Annotated in this window: 14 protein-coding genes; 6 read left to right on the plus strand and 8 right to left on the minus strand. The window is 60.6% G+C overall.

Features of this window, described 5'->3' with window-relative positions; all coding sequences use genetic code 11:
• Positions 1 to 116: 116 nt before the first annotated feature.
• A complete protein-coding gene (locus D1227_RS17020; RefSeq protein WP_119375126.1) occupies positions 117 to 1,223 on the plus strand; it encodes an enoyl-CoA hydratase/isomerase family protein in 1,107 nt (368 codons plus the stop codon).
• Positions 1,224 to 1,227: 4 nt separating this feature from the next.
• Here D1227_RS17020 and D1227_RS17025 read toward each other — a convergent pair whose 3' ends face one another.
• The 6 genes from D1227_RS17025 to D1227_RS17050 form a co-directional block, all read right to left on the minus strand.
• Positions 1,228 to 3,036 carry a SulP family inorganic anion transporter gene (locus tag D1227_RS17025; RefSeq protein ID WP_119405543.1) on the minus strand — a complete coding sequence of 603 codons (1,809 nt, stop codon included), beginning with the start codon at positions 3,034 to 3,036 and terminating at the stop codon, positions 1,228 to 1,230.
• A gap of 18 nt (positions 3,037 to 3,054) precedes the next feature.
• On the minus strand, positions 3,055 to 3,921 hold the full coding sequence (locus D1227_RS17030) for an MBL fold metallo-hydrolase (protein ID WP_119375128.1): 867 nt from the start codon (positions 3,919 to 3,921) through the stop codon (positions 3,055 to 3,057).
• A gap of 19 nt (positions 3,922 to 3,940) precedes the next feature.
• Positions 3,941 to 4,333: an ArsR/SmtB family transcription factor gene (locus D1227_RS17035; protein ID WP_119405544.1), complete on the minus strand. Its 393-nt coding sequence runs from the start codon at positions 4,331 to 4,333 to the stop codon at positions 3,941 to 3,943.
• The gene (locus D1227_RS17040; protein ID WP_119405545.1) at positions 4,330 to 4,998 is read right to left on the minus strand and encodes a peroxiredoxin; all 669 of its coding nucleotides are present in this window, start codon (positions 4,996 to 4,998) and stop codon (positions 4,330 to 4,332) included. The genes D1227_RS17035 and D1227_RS17040 overlap by 4 nt, the downstream gene beginning before the upstream one ends.
• A gap of 196 nt (positions 4,999 to 5,194) precedes the next feature.
• Positions 5,195 to 7,840 carry a TonB-dependent receptor gene (locus tag D1227_RS17045; RefSeq protein WP_119405546.1) on the minus strand — a complete coding sequence of 882 codons (2,646 nt, stop codon included), beginning with the start codon at positions 7,838 to 7,840 and terminating at the stop codon, positions 5,195 to 5,197.
• A gap of 115 nt (positions 7,841 to 7,955) precedes the next feature.
• Entirely contained in the window at positions 7,956 to 9,158 is a 1,203-nt protein-coding gene (locus tag D1227_RS17050; RefSeq protein ID WP_119405547.1) for an acyl-CoA dehydrogenase family protein, read from the minus strand.
• Positions 9,159 to 9,298: 140 nt separating this feature from the next.
• Here D1227_RS17050 and D1227_RS17055 point away from each other — a divergent pair, with 140 nt between their 5' ends.
• The 5 genes from D1227_RS17055 to D1227_RS17075 all read left to right on the plus strand — a co-directional run bounded on the left by D1227_RS17055 (position 9,299) and on the right by D1227_RS17075 (position 16,369).
• Positions 9,299 to 10,021, plus strand: coding sequence for a helix-turn-helix transcriptional regulator (locus tag D1227_RS17055; RefSeq protein ID WP_119405548.1), 723 nt, complete (start codon positions 9,299 to 9,301; stop codon positions 10,019 to 10,021).
• 143 nt (positions 10,022 to 10,164) lie between these two features.
• Complete coding sequence (amt, locus tag D1227_RS17060; protein WP_119405549.1) at positions 10,165 to 13,365, plus strand: ammonium transporter; 3,201 nt, start codon at positions 10,165 to 10,167, stop codon at positions 13,363 to 13,365.
• A gap of 168 nt (positions 13,366 to 13,533) precedes the next feature.
• A complete protein-coding gene (locus tag D1227_RS17065) occupies positions 13,534 to 14,526 on the plus strand; it encodes a LacI family DNA-binding transcriptional regulator (protein WP_233352898.1) in 993 nt (330 codons plus the stop codon).
• Positions 14,527 to 14,719: 193 nt separating this feature from the next.
• The gene (locus D1227_RS17070) at positions 14,720 to 15,421 is read left to right on the plus strand and encodes an aspartyl/asparaginyl beta-hydroxylase domain-containing protein (RefSeq protein WP_158586709.1); all 702 of its coding nucleotides are present in this window, start codon (positions 14,720 to 14,722) and stop codon (positions 15,419 to 15,421) included.
• Between the two features lie 3 nt (positions 15,422 to 15,424).
• Positions 15,425 to 16,369 (plus strand): sulfotransferase family protein, encoded by a 945-nt coding sequence (locus D1227_RS17075; protein ID WP_119405551.1) that lies wholly within the window; start codon positions 15,425 to 15,427, stop codon positions 16,367 to 16,369.
• On the opposite strand, the gene D1227_RS17080 is transcribed toward D1227_RS17075, so the two are convergent.
• Both D1227_RS17080 and D1227_RS17085 read right to left on the minus strand, forming a co-directional pair.
• On the minus strand, positions 16,370 to 18,013 hold the full coding sequence (locus tag D1227_RS17080) for a tryptophan halogenase family protein (protein ID WP_119405552.1): 1,644 nt from the start codon (positions 18,011 to 18,013) through the stop codon (positions 16,370 to 16,372).
• Positions 18,014 to 18,044: 31 nt separating this feature from the next.
• On the minus strand, positions 18,045 to 18,827 hold the full coding sequence (locus D1227_RS17085) for a hypothetical protein (RefSeq protein WP_119405553.1): 783 nt from the start codon (positions 18,825 to 18,827) through the stop codon (positions 18,045 to 18,047).
• Positions 18,828 to 18,967 lie beyond the last annotated feature (140 nt).

Genomic DNA, 18,967 nt, shown 5'->3' on the forward strand with positions numbered 1-18,967 from the left:
CATTCGAAATCGATGCTGTTCCAGCAGACCACCAGACCTACACACGAAGTGGCGCCACATCAGCTGAAGTGTTTCCGTCATTGTAGTTTTAAGAATTTGGACCTAGACCCCGCGACATGAGTTCGTCCGATCTGCCATCGTCGAAATACCGTCACGCTCCGTCATCGGAACGGTCCTCGCGTCCGGATGGAGATGTGGTGCGGACCATCCGCGGTCATGCAGGCGTCTTGTCGTTCACCCGACCGGAAACGGCCAACGCCATCGACGAGCATGTCGTTGTTGCCATGACAGAAGCGCTGCGTGAATGGCGCGAGGCCAGAGAGGTCGACCACGTCATTCTGGATTTCGCGCATCCCGGCGGTCTGACTTACTCGGGAACCGACCTGCGCTTCCTGGCCAAGTGTGCGAGCTGGGATTTCCGTCAGGCGGTATCCTTCTTTGCGGCGCAGTACCGCCTCATCGACATGATCCGGCGCTATGACAAGCCGGTAGTAGCGTTCCTTGATGGACGCCTGCTCGGCGGCGCCATCGGGCTTGCCATGGCGGCCGGCCACAGGGTGGTGACCCCGCAGACAGGCTTCCAGTTTCCGGAAACCCGCGTGGGGCTCGCCCCGGATTCCGGCAGCGCCTGGTATCTCTCGCGCTTGCGTCACCGGATTGGCGTTTGGCTGGTGCTTACGGGTACGGAGCTGACGGGCAGCGATCTTGTCTGGTCCGGCCTTGCCACGCACATCGCCGATGCCGAGCAGCTGGAGACGCTGAAGGAGAACGTCTGCAATGACGGACCCGGGAGCCTCGGGCCCCCGCACGAGGTCAAGTCCGGATTCCTGGAATCGGCGAGTGAGGAAATCGAGCACTGCTTTAGCCATGAAACGGTCGACGGGATCATTGCGGCCCTGTCGGCTGGATCGGACTGGGCGAAAGAGCAGGGCAAGCGGATTGCGAAGACCTGCCCGCTCTCTGCCGGTGTTGCGCTTCGCCAGCTTCAGACTGGCGCGATCCTGTCAGATCACCGAGAAGCCCTGCGGCTGGAGTATCGTGTTCTCTCGCGGCTGGTCTGCACGCGCAACTTTCGGGAAGGAATGCGGTCTGTGCTGCTCGATCCGAACACGGCGCCCGAATGGGACCCACCGAGCTTTTCGAGGGTCACCTCGAACAGGCTGGCACCCCTCTTCTCGCCACCGCGCGAAGGCGAACTCCAGTTCGCCGACCAGCCCGCCTGATATCTCAGATGCGTTCCAGACCTGCCAGTGCGAGCGAAGGGCAGGGAATGGCATCGGGCGTCGTCGTCTTCACATCCTTGCTGAAGGCTGACTGCACGCAGTCGAGATCGAGGTCGACCATCGCGTCATAAGTGTCGAGGTAGACCTTGCCGGTCAGCTCCTCGAGGAAGTGGGACCGCTTCAGCCGGTCCATGACCGGACCTTTGACTTCGGTCAGGTGCAGCGTGACGCCGGCATCTTTCAGGCGATGATTGATCGCTTCAAGGCTCTCCAAACCGCTGGCGTCGATATGATTGACCGCCGGGCACATCAGGACGAGGTGTTTGAGGTCCGGCCGGTTGCTGACCACGCAATAGACGGTGTCTTCCAGGAAGCGCGCGTTGGCGAAGTAGAGGCTCTCATCGATGCGGATGATCAGCGCCTTGTCAGAAATCACCACGGCATGGCGGTTCACATTCCGGAAATGGTGCGTGCCCGGTACCTGGCCGACTAGGGCAAAGTGCGGCCGGCTTGTGTTGTAGAGGTGCAGGAAGAGCGACAAGGCAACGCCCGTCGTCACACCGAGCTCTACCCCGGAAAGCAGGGTGATAAGGATCGTGGCCGCCATGGCTGCAAAGTCGGCCTTGGAATAGGACCAGACCCGCCAGATCGTCTTCAGGTCGACAAGCGATAGCACCGCAACGATGATGGTTGCGGCCAGCACGGCTTGGGGCAGGTAAAAGAGGTAAGGCGTCAGGTAGAGCGTCGCGAGCGCGATGCCGATGGCCGTGAAGGCGCCGGCCGCTGGCGTCTCGGCGCCCGCGTCGAAGTTCACCGCAGACCGGGCAAGCCCGCCTGTCACAGGATAGCCGCTGGACACACCGGCCGCCATGCTGGCGGCGCCGAGGCCGATCAGCTCCTGGTTCGGGCTGACCCGCTGGCGCCGCTTCGCCGCCAGGGTCTGGGCAACGGAAACCGATTCGACAAAGCCGATCAGGCTGATCAGGGCGGCAGAGCCGGCCAGCTGCATCCAGGTGTCCCTGTCAAAGGCGGGCAGGCCGATGTCCGGCAGGTTGCGAGGCACGTCACCAAGGATGCGTACGCCATCCTCATCGAGCCTCAGGAGTGCGACGGCGAGAATACTGACAATCACAGCAAAGACCGGACCGGTGCGAGTGGCGATGGTCGCCGCTTTCTCCGACAGGCCGGCCTTCAGCAACAATGGCTTGAGAAACTTCCGCGATCCGAACAGGAAAACCAGCGAAGCGCCGCCAATGATCAGCGTTGGCAGGCTCGTTTCAGGCAGGCTGCGGGCGAGCGCGAGGACGATCTCGAACAGGTTGTGGCCGCCTGCCTCGACGCCGAGTATATGCTTCAGCTGCGAGGCGGCGATAATGATGCCCGAGGCTGTGATGAAGCCCGAAACGACTGGATGGCTCAGGAAGTTGGCGAGAAACCCCATTCGCAGCAGGCCGAGCGCGAAAAGGATTGCGCCCGACATGAATGCCAGGATCAGCGCGGCCTGCACATAGGCATCAGAGCCAGGCGCTGCGATCTTTCCGGCGGCCGCGGCCGTCATCAACGACAGAATGGCGACAGGGCCGACCGCAAGCGTCCGACTGGTGCCGAAGATGGCGTAGGCAATCAGCGGCAGGATCGACGCGTATAGCCCGATCTGCGGCGGCAGGCCTGCCAGCATCGCATAGGCGAGTGACTGCGGGATCAGCATGATGGTCACGATGACCGCCGCGATCAGGTCGTTGACCAGCGTTTCTCGGCGGTACTCGCGCCCCCATTCCAGGATGGGGAAGTATCTCGACAGCCGGAATGGCATGCTGGTTTGCCCCCTCGTTTACAGCGCGTTGATCGGCAGTTTCATGTAGCGCTGTCCATTGTCCTCAGGCTCGGGCAGGTTGCCCGCGCGCATGTTGATCTGGACTGAAGGCAGGATCAACTTCGGCATGGCCAGTGTCGCATCGCGTTCGGTGCGCATCTTGATGAATGCCTCGCGTGTCGTGCCGGTCTTCACATGGATATTGTGCGCCTTCTCTTCGCCGATCGTGGTTTCCCATACGAATTCGTCGCGGCCCGGCGCCTTGTAGTCGTGGCACAGGAAGACGCGCGTCTCATCGGGCAGTGAAAACAGCTTCTGGATGGAGTCGAAGAGCGTGCCGGCATCGCCGCCGGGAAAGTCGCAGCGCGCGGTTCCGAAATCCGGCATGAAGATTGTGTCGCCGACGAAGAGCGCATCGCCGATCAGGTGGCTCATGCAGGCAGGCGTGTGGCCGGGCGTATGGATCGCCTTGGCCTCTATCGTGCCGATCCGGTAGGTTTCGCCATCCTTGAAGAGGTGATCGAACTGGCTGCCATCGGTGTGGAAGCTCTGACCTTCGTTGAAGATCCTGGCGAAGACTTTTTGAACCGTCGAAATGTGTTCGCCGATGCCTGTGCGTCCGCCGAGCTGGCTCTTGATGTAAGGCGCAGCAGTGAGATGGTCGGCGTGGACGTGCGTATCGATGATCCACTCGACCGTCAGGCCCTTGTCTCGCACGAAGGCGATCAGCTGATCGGCCGATTGCGTGCTGGTGCGCCCCGAGGCCTGATCGAAATCGAGGAGCGAGTCGACGATCGCAGCCTTGTCGGTGGACGGGTCCCAGACGACGTAGCTGATCGTATTGGTGGCGTCGTCGAAGAACCCTTGAACCATTGGTTTGGTCATGGGTCTGTTTCCTTTTTCGTTAGCTGACGATCCGGGCGAAATGCCCTGAACCGCTGGATTGAGGTGAGCTGGACCCGGGGGGCGCAGGTGGCTTGGAAGCAGGTGCTGGCTTGTCGAGCATCACCGCGCAAAGCGCATCGACCATGGCACCGGCGCGGGAGCTGTCCGACAAGCGATAGAAAATCGACTTGGCATCCCGCCGGGTCTCGACAAGGCCTTCGTCGCGAAGCTTGGCGAGCTCACGTGAGAGGCGCGGCTGCTGGATGCCAAGGGTCTGCTCGATCTCGCTGACGGAGAGTTCTTTGTCGCGCAGTTGGCAGCAGATCATCAAACGGGCCGGATGGGCGAGCGCCTTGAGCAAGGCGGTGGCTTCTCCGGCCAGCGGTTGCATCTTGTCCATGTCGAGGCTCATTGTCCGGCCTCCTTGTGGGTATAGTACCAGGCGCCGCCATTCATCGCGGCGCGGGCGTCGGCTTCGCGAATATCGGCCGGTGCAGGCAGGACGGCGGCCTCGCCGGGTGTCCAACCCTCAGGGGTTGAAACGCCTTCCCGGTCAGAGGTCTGCAATGCGGCCAGTACGCGCAGGATTTCCTCCACCGAGCGGCCAATCGCAAGGGGGTAATGAATCATTGCCCGGATGATGCCGTTCGGATCGATGAAGAAGACGGAGCGGACCGCGGCGGTGGAATCCGAGGAGTCGTGGACCATGCCATAAGCACGGGCGACAGACATGGAGATGTCTTCGACAATCGGGAAGGTGATCCGCACGCCGAAACGCGCCTCGATATCCTGCACCCAGGCCAGATGCGCATACAGGCTGTCCACTGACAGGCCGAGCAGTTCGCAATCCATCGCCCTGAAACGGTCGATCTGGTTCTGGAAAGTGATGAACTCCGAGGTGCAGACAGGCGTGAAATCTGCTGGATGCGAGAAAAAGACGAGCCAGCGGCCATGAAAATCCGACAGGCGGACGAGGCCTTCCGTTGTGCGCGCCTCGAAGTCCGGCGCACGCGATCCGATCTTTGCGCTGGGCAGTTGCGAGGGCGCGTCAGTGGCAATGTCGTTTGCGTCGGGCATGCTGAATCCTCATTCCCAGTTCAAATGTTTACAATTTACAATAATGTCAAGTGTTGTGAGCCTGCGCCTGCTTTGATGGCGTGTCCAAGGCCGGATAAGAAGGTGCGGACACCGGCTCAGTACGCAGATTCCAAACAAAAAAAGGCGCCGGTTTGAAACCGGCGCCAGCTATGTCGGGAGGAATTTTTGTACGCTGCTAGAAGCGGTAGGTCAGTGAAGCGCCGTAAGTACGTGGCTTTCCGGCGAACCGCATGATCACGTTCGCGTTGGAAGTGATCTGCTGCCAATAGTACTCATCGGTCAGGTTGCGGCCCCAGAGTGAGACTTCCCAGCCGCTTTCGAGCGAATAGAGCCCGATCGAACCGTTGAGAATGCCGTAGGAGTCGATGTCATAGAGCGGGTTGTCTGGGTCGCCGGCCGTCGAGTCGCTCTGCCAGCGGCCGTTCAGCGTGGCCTGCAGGCCGAGCGTCGGCGAAATCGGCTTGTCATAGAGCAGCGTCAGGCTGGCAGCCGTTTCCGGGCTGTAGAGGAACGGATCGCCTTCGACATTGGTCGGCTGGCCGGCAAAGTCGAACGTATCGAAGCTGCCATACTCCATATTGAGGAGCGTGAGACCGCCAATCGCCGTCAGCTCGTCCGTCAGCAGCCAGGTAACTTCCGCGTCAAGGCCGTAGGCTTTGGCCTCCGGTGCGTTCTGCAACTGTGACAGTGCCGTATAGATCGGGTCCGGGAAGAATTGCGCGCCTTGCTTGTCTTCATAATCATAGTAGAACAGCGAAGCGTTGGCCTGCATCCGGCCATCCAGCAGGCCGGCCTTCATGCCAAGCTCATAGGCGAGCAGGCTTTCCTGCGTTGCCGGGAAGTTCTGCTCTGCCTTGGAGGCGGCATTGACCGGCGTCGCAGCGGATTTGTAACCTTTCGACACCGAGCCAAAGAGCAGCAGGTTCTCCATGTTGGTCGGCGTGTAGTTTGCCACGACCCGCCAGGAGAGATTGTCTTCATCGACATTCGATTCGACAGGGCCGAAGCTGTTTTTGACGTTGCTGTAGGTGTTGCAGCTATTCTCCAGGAGCGGGGCCGGCGGCGCCGTCACATCAGGATAGAAACCGACGAAGAAGAAGCGGTTGAAAATGTTCACGTTCGGCTGCATTGAGCCGTCAATGTCGCCGGAGCACCCGATATAGTCCTGTTCATCCTGCGTGTAGCGCACGCCGGTGATCAGCTCCCACTCCGGCGTCAGGCGCCAGTTGGCATTGGCGAAGATGCTGGCGCTTGTAGACTCGAATTCGCCGATGTCCCGGTACTTCTGGAACGATCCGAGGATTTCAGCCGGTGAATAGGGCAGGCCGGACTCCGGATCGACATTCAGCGAGTTGATGAAGGCCGTCTGCTGCGCAATCGCCGCCGCATAGGCTGCCGGGTTCGCCTGCTCGAGCTGCACCAGCGCCGGGTTCAGCAGTCTCAGCGTGTTCTCGGTATCGTAAGCCAGACCTGTTGCGATCGTGCTGATGAAATTGCTGTTGGCATTGTCACGCAGAAGCGTCTGGTTCGAGTCCGTGATCTCGTCCTTGGAATAATAGACGCCGACCATCCAGTCCGCGATGCCGGTTGAGCCTTCAAGGCGGAATTCCTGGCTGAAGGATTCGATTTCGGCATCAATGTCCTGAAGCAGGATAGCCGCCGGGGCTCCCGACCAGTCGAGCAGGGCTTCACGCTGCAGGTCGTTGTAGCCGGTCAGCGAGGACAGCTGCATGCCATTGTCGAACCGCCAGTCGACGCCAAGCTTGTAGGCGTTGAAGCTGGAGTCTTCCTCAAGCGGACCATCAAAGCCCGAAATGCCGAACTGCGTGCTGGCGCGGGCCGAGGTCGGCGCCCATTCAGCGGTTTCAGCATCTGTCGGATTGTTGTTCAGCACATAGTCCACAACGCCTGGCGCGTTGAAGGCGGCGGCGCCGCCAGCAAACGGGCTGAGCGGGTTGGTGGCCGGGGTAAGGCCAATGGCCTGACCGCCGATCGTGTCAGAGTTATTGGTCCAGCCATTCCAGGAAAGGTCGACGTCGATGTTGCTGGTTGGCTGCCAGGCGAAGGCGGCGCGGAAACCGGTCTTGTCGATCGTGCCGCGGTCTTGGCCGGTGAGGTCGGAAACCTGCCAGCCTTCTTCGCTGCTCTCGTGACGGGCGGCAAAGCGGGCCTGGACATTGTCGGCCAGCGGCACGTTGATCATGCCTTCATAATTGATGGTGTCGTAATTGCCGACATCGAGGCCGAGACTGCCTTCGAATTCATCGCCAGGCTTGTTGGTGACGACGTTGATCAGGCCGGCCGTGGTATTGCGGCCGAAGAGGGTGCCCTGCGGACCTTTCAGGACTTCGACACGGTTCACGTCGAAAACCGGGCCGGAGTTCATGAACGGGAATGGATAGGCGACCTCGTCAACATAGGTGCCGACGGTCGATGTCGCGGAAACGTTGATCGTATTGAAGCCGATACCGCGCAGCGTGTAGGTCGGCACGCCCTGATAGGACTGCGACACGGTGAAGGACGGGATGACTGATTGGAGGTCATCGACGCTGTTGACGCGCAGGTCATCAAGCTGGTCTTCGCCAAACGCCTGGATAGACATCGGAACGTCGAGCACCGATTCTTCCTTGCGCTGGGCGGTCACCTGGATCGAGGTCAGACGGCGATCGCTGTCGACTTCGGCTTCTGCTGCGGCCTCTTCGGATGCGGCTGCCGCGCCGGTGTCATTATCCTGCGCGACAGCGGCCGGACCGAAGCCCGCCAGAAGCGCCAGCGACGTGGTCGTGACAAGACTGTGGCGTAGTGAAACTCTGAGAACCATATTTTCCTCCCTGTCCGGGTTTTCCCGGTTGTCGGTTATCAAGGCGCGATGGTTCACGCAGACGGGGAGTCTTACAAGCTATCGGAAATGACAGGGGCCGATATTTATTACAGGTTCAGAGTTTGAGGAGCAGCTTCGCCATCACATTTCGCTGCACCTCGTTCGACCCGCCATAAATCGACCCTGCGCGGTTATTGAGATAGCGCGGCATGGCCGTGAGGCTGTGCTGGGGGCCGATTGGTTCGATATTTGAGCCGGGCTGACGCGCGGCCATCTGATCGACATTGCCGTAGAGGCCCGCCGCTTCGATGGCCAGTTCGTCAATCCGCTGCATGGTTTCGGTCCGGGCGGTCTTCAGCATCGATGAGGCCGGCCCCGGATTGCCGCCCCCGGCAAGTGCCGCCGTGACGCGTTTTTCCGTTATGACGATCCCTTCCAGGGCTATCTTCGTGTCGGTAAAACGCCGCTGGAAAGCCGGATCGCTGGCAAGTGGCCGGCCACCGCCGGCCGGTTCTGCGTGGGCCATGATCCGGATGCGCTCAAGAGCCGCTTCGAGACCAGCGGAGTTGCCGCCACCGCGTTCGAATTCGAGTAGATACTTCGCGACCGTCCAGCCATCATTTTCCTCACCGAGGCGACCGGATTTCGGCACGCGGACATCGTCGAAGAAGACCTGGTTGACCTCGTGTTCGCCAGCCAGCGTGATGATGGGTTCCACGCGAATACCAGGAAGGTTCATGTCCAGAAGGAGGAATGTGATACCCTGCTGTGGCTTGCCCTCGGTGGAGGTGCGCACCAGACAGAACATCTTGTTGGCATGATGGGCCTGTGTCGTCCAGATCTTTGAGCCGTTGAGGATATAGTCGTCACCATCAGAGACGGCGCGCATTTGAAGACTTGCAAGGTCGGAGCCGGCCCCCGGCTCTGAGTAGCCCTGGCACCAATAGTCCTCGCCTGAAAGGATGCGGGGCAGGTAATAGGCTTTCTGCTCTTCTGTACCGTATCCCATGATGCATGGGCCAACCATGTGCAGGCCCATGGGAGAGAGAGAAGGCGTCCCCGCGCGCGCGCATTCCGAGGCGAAAATGTACTTTTCCATCTCGTCCCAGCCGGGACCGCCATACTTTTCCGGCCAGTGTGGTGCGGCCCATCCCTTTTCGTTCAGGATTTTCAGCCAGGGCTTGCTGTGCTGCGGCTCGCTGAAAACGCTCGTGGACAGTCGGCCGGCCTGCGCCAGCTCCGGCGTCAGGTTTTCCTCAAGAAACATTCTGACTTCACGGCGAAAATCTTCGTGCTTCTGATCAAGCGTGAGTTTCATGACCCGCCCTCCCTGCTTATCTTTTTTTGGGCTCAGCTGCCCTTGAGTTAAACTTGCAGTGACGGGTGGCAATCGACAAGCTGCTAGTTGTAATAGGGTTCTGAAGTTGGACGTCCACGACACACTCGGCACCTTTGAACATGCTTGAAAAACAGGTTGTTGCACTTGCGCATGAGGTCAGCCGGACGGGCCAGGACCTCGGTTTACCCTATAATGCCGTGAGCGCCGACATCGGCAGTCCTGAGCCGATGGTCGATGCGGATGGCCGCCCCTTTGCGGAGACGCTGTTTCGCTGGATTGATCCAGAGCTCCAGTACTGGAAGGACCGCGCCTTTGCGCTTCGTTCAGCGATGGTTCACGCGACGCGTACCTGTGCGGAACCTTTCTATTTCGGCAAGGGTGAGCTTGGCAGCTGGCGTGCGAACGAGGCCCTGCAGGCCAGCCACGATCCCAAGCAGTACAAGGAAGGACACATTGCGTCCGCTATTGTCGCGCCGGTCTACCTTCCGGGCGGAACCATCGGTGCGGTGGTCTGGGCGAGCGACGAGGAGATCGACGTGCGCCCCCTGTTCGATGCGCATGCCGAGCACCTGCACGCCCTCGCGCTTAAGTTCATCGCGACTTATTACGACGCCCGGGCCATCGGTCCCAAAAGCCCGGCAGTCTATCTGACCCGCCGTGAGATCCAGTGCCTGAAATGGGCGGCTGCGGGAAAGACAGACTCGGAGATTGCAACCATCATCGACATTTCGGTTCCAACGGTCCGCTTTCATATCACCAACAGTGCGAAGAAGCTGGGAGTGGCCGGCAAGGCGCGTGCGATCCAGCGGGCAACCGTTCTCGGTTACATCGGCAACGAGTAGGCTCGACGCGTCACTCAAAAGATCTCGCGTCCGCCACGAATAATAGTATTTGCAACAGTTTACGTGGATTTTACGAAGCTCCGCTAAAGACAGCATCGTCTCTTCATATTCCTTGAACAGGAGATGCTGGCTTGGCGAGTCTCATGAGCGTCTGTCGAATTGCCGCCTGCCTTCTCGGCCTGGCTGTCCTGCCATCGCCTTCTGAGGCCTCGGCTTCCGCCTCTCACGTCTCGCCGATTGCCCATACTGCGCAGCTTCTGGATTACGTCTGGGTCCTCGTTGCGGCGGGACTCGTCATGTTGATGCAGATTGGCTTCCTGCTGCTGGAAGCGGGCATGGTACGGTCCAAGAATTCCATCAATGTGACGATGAAGAACGTGATGGACTTCACGGCGTCTGCCATCGCCTTTGCTGCGGTCGGGTTCATGATCGCGTTCGGCGCCACATCCATCCTTCCGGCAGGCTTCCAGGTGTCATTTGTCGGGCTTGGTCAGCTCAGCGCATCCGAGCAGATTTTCTTTGTCTTCCAGGTCATGTTTTGCGGTACCGCCGCAACCATTGTGTCCGGCGCAGTTGCCGAGCGCATGCGCCTCTCAGCCTATGTCATCGGTTCGCTGGTCATCGGGGCGTTTATCTATCCGGTCTTTGTTCACTGGACCTGGGGCGGCGCCTTGCAGGAGAACCCTGGCGCCTTCCTTGGCAATCTCGGCTATATCGACTTTGCGGGGTCGACCGTCGTTCATGCGCTCGGGGGCTGGCTGGCGCTCGCTGCCTGTATCGTGCTTGGCGCCAGAAGCGGTCGGTTCACGGCAGATGGCCGGCCGGTCCGGTTTTCCGGGCACAGCCCGGTGCTGGCCGGTGCCGGGACGCTGATGCTCTACATCGGCTGGATCGGCTTCAATGGCGGCTCCACCGGGGCGGCGACGGCCGAGATCGGTGCGATTGTTCTCAACACAATCCTGGCCGGCGCAGCCGGCTGCCTGGCAGGCTATTCTTGGACGATGGCGCGCGACCGGTCGGTGCTGCCGGAAAAGGTGATCAACGGGCTGATCGCGGGCCTGGTCGCTGTGACGGCCGGGTGCCATATCCTCAATCCCGGTACATCCATGCTGATCGGCGCCTGCGGTGCCGTCGCAGCCCTGTGGTTCAATGAATGGCTCGAGACGCGCTTTCGCATCGACGATGCGGTAGGGGCCGTGGGTGTTCACGGGTTCGCCGGTGCTGTCGGCGTGCTGCTGCTGCCAGTCCTGGCGCCGGTTGCCGTGCTGCCCGCCGGTGGCCGTTTCGAGCAGGCGCTTGTGCAGCTGCTCGGGTGCGCAATCAATTTCGGCTGGGCATTCGGCGTCGGGCTCACCTTTTACATCACGCTCAGGGCCGTATCGGGGATCCGCGTTTCCCGCGAAGCAGAAGAGCGCGGCCTCAATGAAAATGAACATTCGACCCGTATCGGTATCGGGCATATCGAAGATGCGATGGGCGACCTTGCACGTGGAACGGTCGATCTGAACCTGCGCCTGCCGATAGAGCAGGGCGACGATGCCGAGCGCCTGACGCGCACGTTCAACGCCCTCATGGAGACCATGCAGTCGCGGGAGGAGGAGCGCGCCGAATTCGAAAGCGACCGGCGAAGCTTCGAGGAGGCTGAGCGCCTGTCTGCCTTGGCAAATGCGACGTTTGAAGCGCTTTGCCTGGTCGTCAATGGCGAAATCGTCGATGGCAATGCCGCGCTTAGCCAGCTTGTCGGCGCCAGCCTGAAAGACCTGCGCGGGCGGCCTCTGTACAACCTTCTGTCCAGCGCCGACATCGACAAACTCGACAAACTGTCACGCTCGCCGGATGCGCCAATCGAGGAATTGTCAGTCATCGATTCCAAGGGTGAGGCGATCCCGGTCGAAGTCCGCAGCCGCGACGTGACGTTCAGGGGAACCGACATGCGTGTGCTCGCTATTGTCGACCTGCGAGAGCGCAAGAAGGCTGAGGCGCGTATCCGCCACATGGCCTTGCATGACCCGCTGACCCGGCTGCCAAACCGCGCGCTGTTCAATGATCGACTGTCTGCCATGATCGACGAGACAATGACCGAGCAGACCATGTCTGCGGTGGTGCTCATCGACCTCGACAAGTTCAAGGATGTCAATGACCTGCATGGTCATGCCGCGGGCGACGAAGTGCTCAAGGCGACCGCCGAGCGGATCCGTGACCTCGTGCGCAGCCGCGATACGGTCGCCAGGCTGGGCGGTGACGAATTTGCCGTGCTGCAGCCAAGGATCGACTTCGTCAGCCAGACTGAAGAGCTCGCCATGCGCCTCGTGGAGACGCTCAGCCGGCCGATAGAGCTGTCTGATGGCCAGCGTGTGCGGATCGGGGCGTCTGTCGGCGTCGCCTTCTGTCCGCGTGACGGTATCCAGTCTGTCGGGCTGGTCACGCGGGCCGATACGGCGCTTTATCATGCCAAGAATAATGGCCGGAACTGCTATGCGCTCTTCGAGACTGGCATGGACGAACATGTCCGGCTGCGTCAGCTGCTGGAGCTCGACCTCGTCAATGCGCTGGAGGGCGAAGAGCTTGAGGTGCATTACCAGCCACGCATGAACCTCGAGACTGGTGAAATTGTGAGCTACGAAGCGCTGGTTCGCTGGAATCATCCGCGTCGTGGACAGGTCAGCCCGAGCGAGTTCATACCTGTTGCCGAAGGCTGTGGGCTGATCGTCAAGATCGGTGAATGGGTCCTGCGCCAGGCCTGTATGACGGCAGCGCGGCAGGACGGTAAGCGGCGTGTCAGCGTCAATGCCAGTCCGCTGCAATTCCGCGACCATACCTTTGTCGAGGCTGTACGCGCCGCGCTCGCCGAGTCCGGGCTTGATGCAAGCCGCCTGGAAATCGAGATCACAGAGAATGTTCTGATCTCAGACGACCAACGGGCGCTGCGCGTTTTCCGGGCGCTCAAGGCACTGGGTGTGCAAATTGCGCTCGACGATTTCGGAACCGGCTATTCCTCGCTCGGCTATCTCAGCCGGTTGCCATTCGACACAATCAAGATCGATCGCTCTTTCGTCCAGAACATCGCCACCGACGACAACAGCCTGTCCATTGTCGAGACGATTATCCGTCTCGGCCGCTCGCTCGACATGACGGTCGTTGCCGAAGGCGTGGAAACCGAAATCGAGCTGGCAGCGCTGGCCAAGACGGGGTGCGATGAAATCCAGGGCTTTGTCCTGGGCGCGGCGGAACCGGCGCAGAATGTACTGAAGGCGGCCCCGGAGGCCATTCGCGCCATTGTGGAAACGGAATCGCAGCTGCGGCAGCTGATTGAACTCTCCGAGACCATGAAGAAAGCCGGATAGGGCGGCCGGTGGACTTCTGATCGGCTTAACCGGTCAGTTCGCGTTTCTGTCAGCAGGCCGAATTGACGGGCTGGGGAGCGCGCAGCATGCTGCGCCGCGCAGGAATCAGCAGGTCTGGACGGGTGAATGCCTCCATCGAGAAAATCACGATCTGTCACCTTGTCCGACGTGGCAAAGGATGCGGGCGTTTCGCCGATGACCGTTTCGCGGGTCATCAATGGCGAAACGAACGTCAGGAAGCAAACGCGCGAACGCGTACGCGCCTCGATTGAGCGTCTCAATTATTCGCCCAATATCTCCGCCCGTAACCTGGCCGGTGCCAGGTCACTTCGCATCTGCCTGCTTTATGGGAACCCTTCATCGGCGTATCTCGGTGAACTGTTGATGGGGGTCCTGGAATCGGCTCGCGAAATTGGGGCGCATGTCGTCGTGGAGCGCACGCAGGCCGACGCTCTGAATTTGGACGACCTCGCTGCGCAGATGAACCGTGACTGGGACGCGATGATTGTGCCTGCACCGATCAGCGACAATCCTGGCATCTGGCGGCTGGTCGAGGAGCACCGCTTTCCGGCCGTCTTCCTTTCGAGTGCCATCAAACCGGGCCTCGCAACCGAGATCAATATCGATGAATATGCGGCGGCGCATGACCTGACAGCGACGCTGATCTCGCGAGGGCACCGGCGTATAGCTTTCATCAAGGGCCACCCCGACCACACAGCGGCGGCGGGACGGTTTGACGGTTACAAGGCCGCCTTGCGGGAAGCTGGGCTCAGCCTCGACGAAACGCTCGTGAAGCAGGGCTATTTCACCTATCGGTCCGGCCTTGACGCCGCCGATGAGCTGCTCGGCCTCGATGAGCCGCCAACCGCCATCTTCGCAGCCAATGACGATATGGCGGCGGGTGTACTGGCTTCAGCTGCCCGCCATGGTCTGTCGGTGCCGCGGGACCTGTCTGTCGCCGGATTCGACGACTCGCCGATCGCATCGACGGTCTGGCCGAACCTGACCACGGTCCGCCAGCCCGTTGCAGACATGGCAGCGCTGGCCGTGAAGCTCGCGGCCAGTGCCGTTCGCGGACGTCCGGAAGACAGGGAGGCCGAGACGGTCCGGTTCGACTACGAGGTCATCGGGCGCGACAGTGTGGCACGCCCGCCTGAATAGTCGTTGAGTTTCAGTCAACTTGGTGGTAGCGCTACCAACGTCCTTCTAAGACTGACTTCGTAGTTGGGTGGCGGCTCAGGCTTGCCACCCAACCCTTTTTCTGAAACCTGCGATCCCGTACGCCGCATGGTGCCGGTTGCCTTGGAAGGGCGGGCTGCCTACTCTGAACGTCGAATGTTCCGGGATGGGTGACATGAACTTCCAGGGTAATTTCAAGCGCGTCGGCAGCTTCGATACCAGCGAGTTGAAACGGCTCGTGCTCGGGCTGACGCAGGAGCACTGGCTGGCCGACGATACGCGCCAGAAGCGCTATGAGGTGCACAAGGATACGCAGTTTATCGGGCTCGCCTATGATGAAGACTTCCGGCATACGCATCCGACGCGTCGACCAGCGCTCGACCTGTTCGGACCGGCCATCCAGTCGCTGCTCGCGCAGATCGCAGAATTTTACGAAACCCACCCGGAAACCTTCGCGAAGTTCCAGAAGCCGGTTCGCGGCTATTTCATCCGGATCAGCCTCGCCAAGCTCGTGGCGGGTGGCAAGATCTCCATCCACCAGGACAAGAACTTCTCTCTGACCCATTCCCATCGGGTGCACTTGCCGATCGTGACCAATCCCGATTGCTGGTTCTATGTTGGCAAGGAACGGATGAACATGAAGGAGGGCGAGATCTGGGAGATCAATAATCGGCGGATGCACTATGTTGCCAATCACGGCGATGAGGACCGCGTGCACCTGATCCTCGACTGGGTCTTCCCATGGGAGCCGTGCTGCTGCGCGGACAAGGTGCATCCGGGCGAGCCCTGCACGCCCAAGGCCTGCGCGGACTCCGTCGTGTTGCGGATCCCTTGCGATTGCCATCCGGAAGAAGCCGACGTGCCGCTTCCGGTCTAGAGCATGCAGCGGGCGCCCGACCTCAAACCGATCGCCACCCAGGAGACGGCGGGCCTGGGAGATGCGGCGATCGATGCGCTGATGCCAGACCCCGTCATCATCCTGTCCGCGCCACGTGCCGGCAGTACACTGATGTTCGAACAGATTTGCCGTATCCCGCCCTTCTGGAGTATCGGTGGTGAGAGCCATGCGGTCTTCCGGGAGTTTCCGCATTTAAGAGCCAGCGATGCGGCGTTGAGTTCGATGGCCCTGGACGAGCGCCACGCCGATCCTCAGACCGCTGACATGTTCCGTCGCCTATTTGTCCTGCTGATGCGAGACGAACGGGGCCGCCGATACCTTGAGTATCCGCCGCAGGCCCGTCCAGGGCGTGTGACGCTTGTCGAAAAGACGCCGCGAAACGCACTCAACATTCCCTTCCTGCTGAAAGTATTTCCAAGGGCCCGCTTCGTTTTCCTGCATCGCGATCCGCGCCAGAATGTTGCCAGCCTGATTGAGGCCTGGGCAGTCGGTCTCAACAAGGGGCGGTTCATAACCTTTCGGGACCTGCCGGACTGGCCGCTGCCGGGCTGGTGCTTTGTCTTGCCGCCAGGCTGGGAAAAGATGCGTGGCCGATCGCTTGCGGAAATTGCGGCCTTCCAGTGGCTGGCCTGCAATGAGGCGATCCTGTCCGGCCTGTCAGGCCTGCCGGCCGAACGGCTGACCGTGCTGAGTTATGCGGACTTCATGGCCGATCCGGGCAAGACGCTCCTTGGTGTCTGCAAAGCGTTGGGGATCGATGGTGCGCCAGCTGGCCTGAATATTGGGCCAATGCCGCTGTCGCGTTCGACGGTGTCGCAGCCAAGTCCGGACAAGTGGCGACGCTTCGAAGCGGAGATCGCGCCGCTACTGCCGCAGCTCACCTCAATGCAGGCGCGAATAGATGATTTCGCAGCAGGGCTTGGCTGATCAGTACGGCCGCGCCCGTCCTGGCGCCCAGCCCGGAGGTTCGTAGCCAGCACTGGTGAAGCTCGGCGCGCCGAGCGCGCGTTGCAACCACATGTCATGCGGCGGGAGTTTTACCTGGGCGGCGCGAAGACGCTCGATGATCGCAGGCATGACCCGCGTCTTGGGGGCGTCCGGCGACGGGGGTGCCAGGGGCTCGCCACAGAAATGCATGCCGTACATGATCGCCTCATAGCTCTCATGGTTCCAGAGACCGGCCGTATCGACGGGCGATCGCGGGTCGCAGCCCGGAACGACCCGGTCAATCTGCCCAGCTCCGCCCGGGAAGGACTGGTCCTGGAAGTCCGAAGCGCTCGGCGGCTTGAGTTTCCAGTATTCGAACTTGGCTTTCAGCCGGTCGGTGATCCGCTCTGGTTTCTGCACCTCCTGCCAGAAAGCCGTGTCGGTCCGGCGCGACAGGCAGTAGTGCATGTTGATGAAATCGAGGATCTCGAAATACCGGTTGGAGATCACCCGGTTCACCCGGAAGGCCATCGCCTCCAGCATATCATCAGTATAAGGAAAATGCTCTGCCAGCATCACGGCACCGAGGTCCGACAGGTAGAGGCCGGTCGATTCCAGCGGTTCGATGAACCCGCCCGCCAGCCCGATTGCGAGGCAGTTGCCCTGCCAGGCCTTCTGCCTCTGGCCGACATGGAACTTGATCAGCCGCGTTTCGATGTCCTTCGCGTGAGGCCCTTCATAGGCCCGCCATTCGCGTTCTGCCTCTTCTGCCGAAATGAAGTGACTGGAATGAACATAGCCGACGGAGCGCTGATCCTGCATCGGGATATCCCACGCCCAGCCCGACGAAAGCGCCGTGGCCGTTGTGTAAGGGCGGATGAGGCCCGGATAGAACTCGTCATAGGGTATGCGGCCAACCACGGCCTGGTCACACATCAGCCACTGGGAATAGTCCTCATAGCCGACGCCAAGGGTCTCTCCGATGAGCCGCGCGCGAAAGCCCGTGCAATCGACGAAAATGTCCGCCTCGTGCACATTGCCGCGATCGGTCCTGACCGATTTGATCAGTCCGTTCTCGCGCATTTCAACGTCGGTCACGTTCTCGAGGTAGTGGGAGACGCCGCGCGCGGTAGAGAAATCTCTTAGATAGTCGGCGAATTTCTGGGCGTTCATATGGTAGGCGTAAGCCAGCGGGGCGCCCATATCCCAGCGCCCAAGCATCTTCGGGGCGCGCGCCATGTCACAGATGACAGGCTGGGCCGAAACCGTCTCCATGAAGGGAACCGAACGGTCGGAATTCAGCCAGGCCCGTCCGGTCCTGTCGATTGGCTGAATCCGGTAGCGGCTGAAGGGGTGATGGTAGAAGCTCTGGTCATTGTGGAGCCAGTTCTGATAGCGGATCGACTGCTTGAAGGTCGCATCCGCCGCCTTCATGAATTCCGTCTCATCGAGGCCGGCGACGGACAGGACATGCTGGATCGAGGGGACGGTCGCCTCGCCAACAGAAATGCGCGGGATGTCTGGGGATTCGATCAGGCTGATTTTTACGGTGGGCGCATTGCCGCGATCGTTAAGGGCGCCATTGAGGTAGGCTGCTGTCATCCAGCCGGCCGACCCTCCGCCTACAATCAGCACACGTCTCATTCTGCGGTTACCTGCCTATAATTAATGATGCTCATGCGTAGCCCAGAAGGGCGCGTAGTCCGGGCACGTAGTAATCGACGAGCTGTTTCTGTGTCTCCGGCAACTGGTCCGGCACCTCATCGCGAGTTGTCAGGTTTTCGCGGGCCGTACTGCTCATCTTGCGGTCCGAGCCGATCCGTACGCGCTCGCGCCAGTCGGCGGGCATGGCCATACCGCACTTGGCAAACAGCTTGGAAAAGAAGGCTTCCGCTTCGGGGGTGTCGAGCGCTTTCACATGGGTGACGAGGTCTTCGTAGCGCACCAGATGGGCGCTGGAGCCAAGCCAGCTTGCGGCATTGTGCGTGTAGATCTCGCGCATCGAGGGCACCTTGTTGTGAATGCCGAAAATCATCATGTTCAGGACATCGAGCGTATCAGCATTGCCGCCCTTCAGGTGCTCCAGATTGGCCTCGAAATTGTCCGACAGGAAGAAGCGCGCCCGCGCCAGGACCCAGTCATACGGATCTCGCACCAGCAGGACATGGTTGACCTTGCGCAACACGATGGCCGCATCGTCAGAGAACAGAAGATGTCCCCAGCTCAAGCGTGGTGCGTGCGGATAGAAGGCCTCAAGATGCTGACGCAGCACGGGAATCTGGATGAAGGTGTCGTGATATTGCTGTTCGACTGGCACGAACATGCGCATGATGTTGCGCATCAAATGCGTGCCGCTCTTCGGGACTGAGTTGAGGAAGACCGGCGTTTTCAACGGCGTCTGAGTGAACTCACGATTACGCTCATTCAGATTGTCTGGCTTGACCTTGATGTGCGGCATTCGCCCCGGCTCCCTGTGATCTCCCGCAGGACACCCATCCTGCCTGCGGGTGTCAACACGGCAGATTAGCCGCGATGCGCCCCGTCAAAAAGAAAGGCGGCGGACATATGCCCGCCGCCCCTGATTGGTACTATTGGCGA

This window comes from Henriciella mobilis (genome assembly GCF_003576315.1).
Classification (GTDB): domain Bacteria; phylum Pseudomonadota; class Alphaproteobacteria; order Caulobacterales; family Hyphomonadaceae; genus Henriciella; species Henriciella mobilis.